The organism is Caulobacter sp. HMWF025 (assembly GCF_003060965.1).
Taxonomy (GTDB): domain Bacteria; phylum Pseudomonadota; class Alphaproteobacteria; order Caulobacterales; family Caulobacteraceae; genus Caulobacter.
In genome coordinates, this window is sequence record NZ_QAII01000170.1 from 1 (window position 1) to 6568 (window position 6568).

General features: G+C 71.7%; 4 protein-coding genes. 3 read left to right on the forward strand and 1 reads right to left on the reverse strand.

What is annotated here, in order from left to right:
* The first annotated feature begins 315 nt into the window (after positions 1 to 315).
* The 3 genes from DBR10_RS17870 to DBR10_RS17880 all read left to right on the forward strand — a co-directional run bounded on the left by DBR10_RS17870 (position 316) and on the right by DBR10_RS17880 (position 5705).
* Positions 316 to 1749, forward strand: a complete 1434-nt coding sequence (locus tag DBR10_RS17870; RefSeq protein ID WP_108556553.1) for an alpha/beta hydrolase family protein — start codon at positions 316 to 318, stop codon at positions 1747 to 1749.
* A 167-nt stretch (positions 1750 to 1916) separates the two neighbouring features.
* A complete protein-coding gene (locus DBR10_RS17875) occupies positions 1917 to 4958 on the forward strand; it encodes a DUF3857 domain-containing protein (protein ID WP_108504329.1) in 3042 nt (1013 codons plus the stop codon).
* 114 nt (positions 4959 to 5072) lie between these two features.
* Positions 5073 to 5705: an NAD(P)H-dependent oxidoreductase gene (locus DBR10_RS17880; RefSeq protein ID WP_108504328.1), complete on the forward strand. Its 633-nt coding sequence runs from the start codon at positions 5073 to 5075 to the stop codon at positions 5703 to 5705.
* Positions 5706 to 5907: 202 nt separating this feature from the next.
* On the opposite strand, the gene DBR10_RS17885 is transcribed toward DBR10_RS17880, so the two are convergent.
* On the reverse strand, positions 5908 to 6456 hold the full coding sequence (locus DBR10_RS17885; RefSeq protein ID WP_108504327.1) for a hypothetical protein: 549 nt from the start codon (positions 6454 to 6456) through the stop codon (positions 5908 to 5910).
* Positions 6457 to 6568 lie beyond the last annotated feature (112 nt).

Consider the following 6568-nt stretch of genomic DNA (forward strand, 5'->3'; position numbering starts at 1 on the left):
GGCTAGGGGGCCTGCTGACGGCGACTGTCAGCAGGATGGCGGCAGGGGGGCGGGCGAGCCGGCGGGGTCCGCTCGCCTTCCGGTTTTGCTTGACGGGCGAACGCCGTTTTATAGAATGGCGACAGATATCGGGCCGCGCCTGTCGCGGCCGGGCCGCGCTCCGCTCCGGGGCGAATCCGGTCCGGCGTCCGTCGATAACCGGACGCCATGTCGTAATCCCTCGCGGGGACCGGCGTGGCGTGTTGATCGACTTCCGGGGTCCCTGGCTCCTGTCCTCTCCGCTGCGCCGACCCCGCTCGATCTGGAGACCCTGTGATGTTCTGGATGATGACGTCGCGCCGCGCGCGCCGCCTGCTGCTGGTCAGCCTGATCGGCCTTCTGGTCGGCGGAGCGCTGGCCCTGGCCGCATTGCCGGCCCGGGCCCAGGCCCCGCCGCCCGCAACCGCGGCCCCGCCGGCATCGGCTGAGGGCGACTGGCACGGCGCGCTGGCGATCGGCCCGCGCAGCCTGCGGCTGGAGATCAGCCTCAAGCGCGGACCCGACGGTGCCCTCGGCGGCCAGCTGGTCAGCCTGGACCAGCTGTCGCCGCCGCTGCCCGTGGCCGAGGCGCGGCTGGCCGACGGCACGCTGAGCTTCACCGTCCCCGCCGTGCAGGGCCGCTATTCCGGAACCTGGGACGGCGCCAAGGGCGGCTGGTCGGGGGTCTGGCTGCAAGGCATGCCGCTGCCGCTGGTGCTGACCCCGGGCAAGTATCCGCCGCCGGGCCGCCCGCAGGAGCCGAAGCCGCCGTTCCCCTATGAGGCCCGTCCGGTCACCTTCGACGGCGGCGCGCCGGGGGTGAAGCTGGCCGGCACCCTGACCATGCCGGCGGGCGCGGGACCGTTTCCGGCGGTGGTGCTGATCAGCGGCTCGGGGCCGCAGGACCGCGACGAGACCCTGATGGGCCACAAGCCGTTCCTGCTGCTGGCCGACACCCTGACCCGGCGCGGGGTGGCGGTACTGCGCTATGATGATCGCGGCACCGCCCAGTCGACCGGTGCCTTCGGCACGGCGCTGGGTCGCGACTTCGCCGATGACGCCGCCGCCGCCCACGCCTGGCTGCGGACCCAGCCGGGGATTGACCCGGCCCGCGTCGGGCTGCTGGGCCATAGCGAGGGCGGGCTGATCGCGCCACAGGTGGCGGGCCGCGATCCGGCCGTCGCCTTCGTGGTGCTGCTGGCCGGACCCGGCGTGCCCGGTCGCGAGATCATGCCGGTCCAGCGCCGGGCCGTGCTCAAGGCCATGGGCCTGCCGCCGGCCGCCATCGAGTCCGCCGCCGCCCAGGGGGACGCCCTCGACGCCGCCGTCCTGGCCGCCCCGTCGCCCGAGGCCGCCAGGGCCGAGGCGCGTCGGCTGCTGACCGCCGCCGGTGTCCCGGCCGAGGCGGTCGAGGGCCAGGTGCGCACGGTCGCCTCGCCCTGGTATCGCGACTTCCTGGCCCATGACCCCCGTCCGGCGCTGCAGGCCCTGAAGGTTCCGGTCCTGGCCGTGAACGGCTCGGTCGACGCCCAGGTGGTGGCCAGCCAGAACCTGCCGGCCCTGCGCGCGGCCCTGGCGGGCAATCCGGCCGCCGAGGTGGTCGAACTGCCCGGCCTGAACCACCTGTTCCAGACCAGCGCCACCGGCGATCCCGGCGAGTACGGCAATCTGCCGGAGACAATGTCGCCGACGGCCCTCAAGCTGATCAGCGACTGGATCGCCCGGCGCTAGGGCAGGGGGCGGAGCGCGGACTTCAGCCGCTCTCCGGTTCGCGATCCCGCACGGCCCCCGGCTCAGCTTGCCGATGACGGAAAGGCGCCCGGGGCGAGCGGAAGTCTAGACCCTGGGTTGCGCCGTGTCGCGGGCGCGCTAGTGTCGATGTTCCGTTGGGGGATTACATGTTTGTTCGCGTGCTGGCCGTAGCGGCCATTCTGGTGACCGTGGGCGAGGCCCGGGCCGCCGAGACGACCCTGCGCTATGGTCCGCCGTCGGCCTGGGTCAAGCCGGCTGCGCTGCCGCCCGTGCCGGTGGTCGAGCCGGGCGCGGGCTATGCCATGCTGCTCTATGACGAGCAGACCCGCTATGCGCCGCAGGGCAGCGAGACCTATATCCAGATCGCCAGCAAGGTGCTGAGCGAGGAGGGTCTGCAGGACCTGGGCTGGGTGTCGCGCGAGTGGGATCCCGAGACCGAAAGCCTGACCATCCACAAGGTGCACGTCCTGCGCGACGGCCAGGTGATCGACGCCCTGAAATCCGACAAGTTCGAGGTGCTGCGGCGCGAGACTAATCTGGAGTCCTCGATGCTGGACGGGCGGCTGACCGCGACCGTGCAGATCCGCGGCCTGCGGGTCGGCGACATCATCGACACCGCCCTGACCCGCCGCTTCCGCGATCCGCTGGGCGTCGACCGTTATGAGGACGCCACGGCCATTCGCCATGAGGGCCCGGCCGGGCGCTACCGGGTGCGGGCCCTGTGGACCAAGGCCATGCCGACCCGCTGGCGGTCGACCTTCGGTTTCACCACGCCGGTGGTCACCGAAACGGCCGAAGGCCTGGAGCTGGTCATGGACATGCTGCTGGCCAAGGCCCCGAAGCTGCCGGCCGGCGCGCCGATGCGCTATGCCGACCAGGGTACCATCGAGTTCAGCCAGTTCCGCGACTGGGCCGAGATCTCCACCCTGATGGCCGGCCACTATGCGCGGGCCGCGACCCTGGAGGCGGCCTCGCCGCTGAAGGCCGAGGTCGCCCGGATCCGCGCCGCCAGTGCCGACCCCGCCGTCCAGGCCGCCCTGGCCCTGAAGCTGGTCGAGTCGCAGGTGCGCTATGTCTATGTCGGCATGGGGGCAGGGGCCCTGGTCCCGGCGGCGGCGGACGAGACCTGGCGGCGGCGTTTCGGCGACTGCAAGGCCAAGACCGCCCTGCTGCTGGCCCTGCTGACCGAGCTGGGCCTGCCTGCCGAGGCGACGCTGGTCGACTCCAGCGGCGGCGGCAACGGTCTCGACACTCACCTGCCGCGTCTGGCCCTGTTCGATCACGTGATCCTGCGCCTGGCGCTGGGCGGCCGGGTCTACTGGCTGGACGGCACCCGGGCGGGGGACGAGCACCTCGCCAATCTCGAGCCGCCGCCCTACGACTGGGGTCTGCCGCTGCGGGCCACCGGAGGGGCCCTGGAGCGCATCGCCCCGTCGGCTCCGGCCCGGCCCTATGGCGAGACCCTGATGCGGGTCGACGCTTCCGCCGGGATCGATGCCCCGGCCGACGTGACCATCGACACCTATGTGCGCGGCGACTCGGCCGTGGCCCTGTCGCGCGAGATCGCCAGCGCCCCCCGCGACGAGCTGGAGCGCGGCTATCGCTCGGGCTGGGCCAAGCGGATCACCTGGGTCGACTTTGACCGCGCCGACTGGGCCTTCGATGCCGAGCGGGCCGAGCTGCGGATCACCGTGACCGGCAAGGGCAAGATCGACTGGCGGCAGGATCTGGACCTGCCGCGCCGCTGGCAGATCGACGGCAGCTTCCTGTCCCTGCCCAGCTATGAGCGGGACATCGCCCAGGACCAGGAGGCTCCCTATGTGGTCAACTTCCCCGCCTATGAGCGCTGGGTCACCTCGGTGATCCTGCCGGCCACCGGGCCGCAGGTCCGGGTGCTGGGTCGCACGGTCGACGAGACCCTGGGCGGCTATGTCATCCGCCGGCGGGCCGGGATGCAGAACAACCGCGTGGTGATGTTCAGCAGCTCGCGCACACTCGGCCCGGAGGTCACCGCCGCCGAGGCCCGCGCCGCCACGGCCCGGACCCGCCGCGCCGACCGCGAGTTCGGCATCACCGCATTGCAGGTCATGCCGGAGGGCAGCAAGACCCCCGAAGACACGCCGATCATGCAGGCCTGGAACGCCCTGTCCGAGAACCGCCTGGACGCGGCCGAGCGGCAGTTCGGGCGGCTGAAGGACGACAAGGACCAGGCCCGCTCGGCCTATGGCGGTCTGGTGGAGACGGCGCTGACCCGCCGCGACTATGCCAGGGCGCTGAAGCTGTGCGACGAGGCCGAGCGCAAGCTGGCGGATACCGATGCCGAGGGCTGGGCCCGCATGCGCGCCCGGGTCTTCCGGATCGCCGGCACGCCGGACAAGGCCGAGGCCGTGGTGACCGCCGCCCTGGTGGCCAAGCCGGACTCCCAGCCCCTGCTGCGCGACCTGGCCGTGACCCACCGGATGCAGAACCAGCTGGACAAGGCCCGGACCGTGCTGGACCGGGCCCTGGCCCTAGCCCCGCGCGACGAAGCCACCCTGTCCAGCCGGGCGGCGCTGTCCATGCAGATGAAGGCCTGGGACGATGCCATCGCCCGCTACGAGGCGGCCCTGGTGATCGATCCGGACGACATCTCGCTGGTGCTGGGCCAGGCTCAGGCCTATGCCGGGGCCGAGCGCTATGACCTGGCCCTGCGCCGCGTGACCGAGGCCCGCCGCATCGATCCGTTCAGTGCCGCCAGCTACAGCGTCAGCAGCGATATCAATTCTCAGCGCAAGGACTATGCGGCGGCCCTCGCCGATGCCGATGCGGTGGTGGCCCTGTATCCCGACAGTCCCGGCCTGCTGAACAACCGCTGCTGGGCCCGGGCCACCTTCGGTCGTGACCTCGACAAGGCCCTGGCCGATTGCGAGGCCGCGCTGAAGCCCAACCCCAAGGTGGCCGGCTACCTCGACAGCCGGGCCCTGGTCCATGCCCGTGCCGACCGTCTGGACGCGGCCCTGCGCGACTACGACGCCGCCCTGGCCCTCGAGCCGCGCCAGGTCTCGTCGCTGTTCGGGCGCGGCCTGGTGCGGCTGCGCAAGGGCGATACGGCCGGTGGCCGGGCCGACCTCGCCGCCGCCCGCGCCATCGATCCGGATGTCGAGACGCGGTTCGCGCGCTATGGCCTGAAGCCGGAGCCGGGCGCCTGACGCCCGGCTTCACGACCCGGCTCACTTTTTCGAAACCGTAGCGGTTGCGATTTCGGATGCCGTCGCCACATGCAAGCTCTCACCGCCGTGGGCGGGCCAAACGAGGGGTTTCCTGTGCTGCTTGATAAGCTGAACTGGCGCTATGCCACCAAGAAGATGGATCCGGCCAAGGCCGTGTCCGAGGACAAGGTCGAGCGCATCCTGGAGGCCGCACGACTGGCCCCGACCTCCAGCGGCCTGCAGCCGTTCGAGGTCTTCGTGGTGACCAGCGCCGAGGTCCGCGAGAAGATCAAGGCCATCGCCTGGAACCAGAGCCCGATCACCGACGGCTCGCACCTGCTGGTTTTCGCGGCCTGGGACAACTACACCGTCGACCGCATCAACCACATGTTCGACCTGGTCAACGAGGTCCGGGGCTTCCGCAACGAAGGCTGGGAAAACTACCGCCAGATGCTGCTGGCCTCGTATCCGCAGCGCGCCCCGGAGGTGAACTTCGAGCACGCCGCCCGCCAGGCCTATATCGCCTTCGGTCTGGCCCTGGCCCAGGCGGCCTTCGAAGAAGTCGACGCCACCCCGATGGAAGGCTTCGACCCCAAGGCCCTGGACGAGATCCTCGGCCTGCGCGAGCGCGGCCTGCGCTCGGTGGTCATCGCCCCGCTGGGCTACCGCCAGCCCGAGGGCGACTGGCTGGTCAATCTGAAGAAGGTCCGCCGTCCGCGCGACCAGTTCGTCACCGAAGTGAAGTAGGGTGTCAGGGGTGGGCGAGGCTTCGGCGTCGCCTGCCCCGACCCTGACCCGTCATCCCGCGCGTCATGCGCGGGACCCATGGCTCAGCTTGCAGGTGAGCCTCTCGTCTGGGTTCTCTTGAGCGGCGGACGGATGGGTCCCGCGCCTAAAGCGCGGGATGACGGGTTAAGGGGTGCCCAGTGGACTGCCCCGTTCCCGGACCTCAGTCCCCGACCCGCGTCAGGGTCGTGCGGTTGCGCTGGATCCACGCCTCGCCGGCATCGTCGAGAAAATCGACCTCTTTCAGCGTGGTCATAACGGCTCCGTCGCGGACCGTCGTCAGGCGCAGCCGGGCCGGGCGGTCGGCGTCGCGGCCGTCGGCCTCGGCGATCATCGTCCAGTGGGCGGCGTCGCGAGCCGGGGCGGCGAGGCGCAGGGTGGTGGCCGACAGCTCGGGCGTGCGGCCCTTGCGGAACCCGGCCGAGGTCTCGCGCCCGGTCGCCGGATCCAGCAGCTCGACCGTGGTGATCCACACCGTGCCGGTCTGGGGACCGTCATCAAAGGCCGCCTTGCGGACCAGGGTGACGCCGTCGCCCGGCGTCTCGATCCGCACCGTCATCGGCAGGCCGAACCACCGGTCGGCCTGATAGTCGCGATATTCCAGCTTGCCCTCCCACGCCCCGACCGTGGCCAGCCGCAGGGCGGCGACGTCGAGCGGCGCGGGCTCAGGCGCGGCGAGGGCCGCCACCAGGGCGAGGGTCTTGAGGATCATGTCGGCAGCCTCCAGGCGCCGGCGGGCGCGGTTGTGATCGAGCTACGGGGCAGGGGGGACGGCGGATGCGGAAGCCCCATCCGCCCCCGCCCGGGGGCGGATGGGGCTTCCG

What these genes read in the sequence shown, in the direction of transcription:
- DBR10_RS17870 (WP_108556553.1), top strand. Translation starts at nt 316, where the DNA reads ATGTTCTGGATGATGACGTCGCGCCGCGCGCGCCGCCTGCTGCTGGTC.
- DBR10_RS17875 (WP_108504329.1), top strand. Translation starts at nt 1,917, where the DNA reads ATGTTTGTTCGCGTGCTGGCCGTAGCGGCCATTCTGGTGACCGTGGGC.
- DBR10_RS17885 (WP_108504327.1), bottom strand. Translation starts at nt 6,456, where the DNA reads ATGATCCTCAAGACCCTCGCCCTGGTGGCGGCCCTCGCCGCGCCTGAG.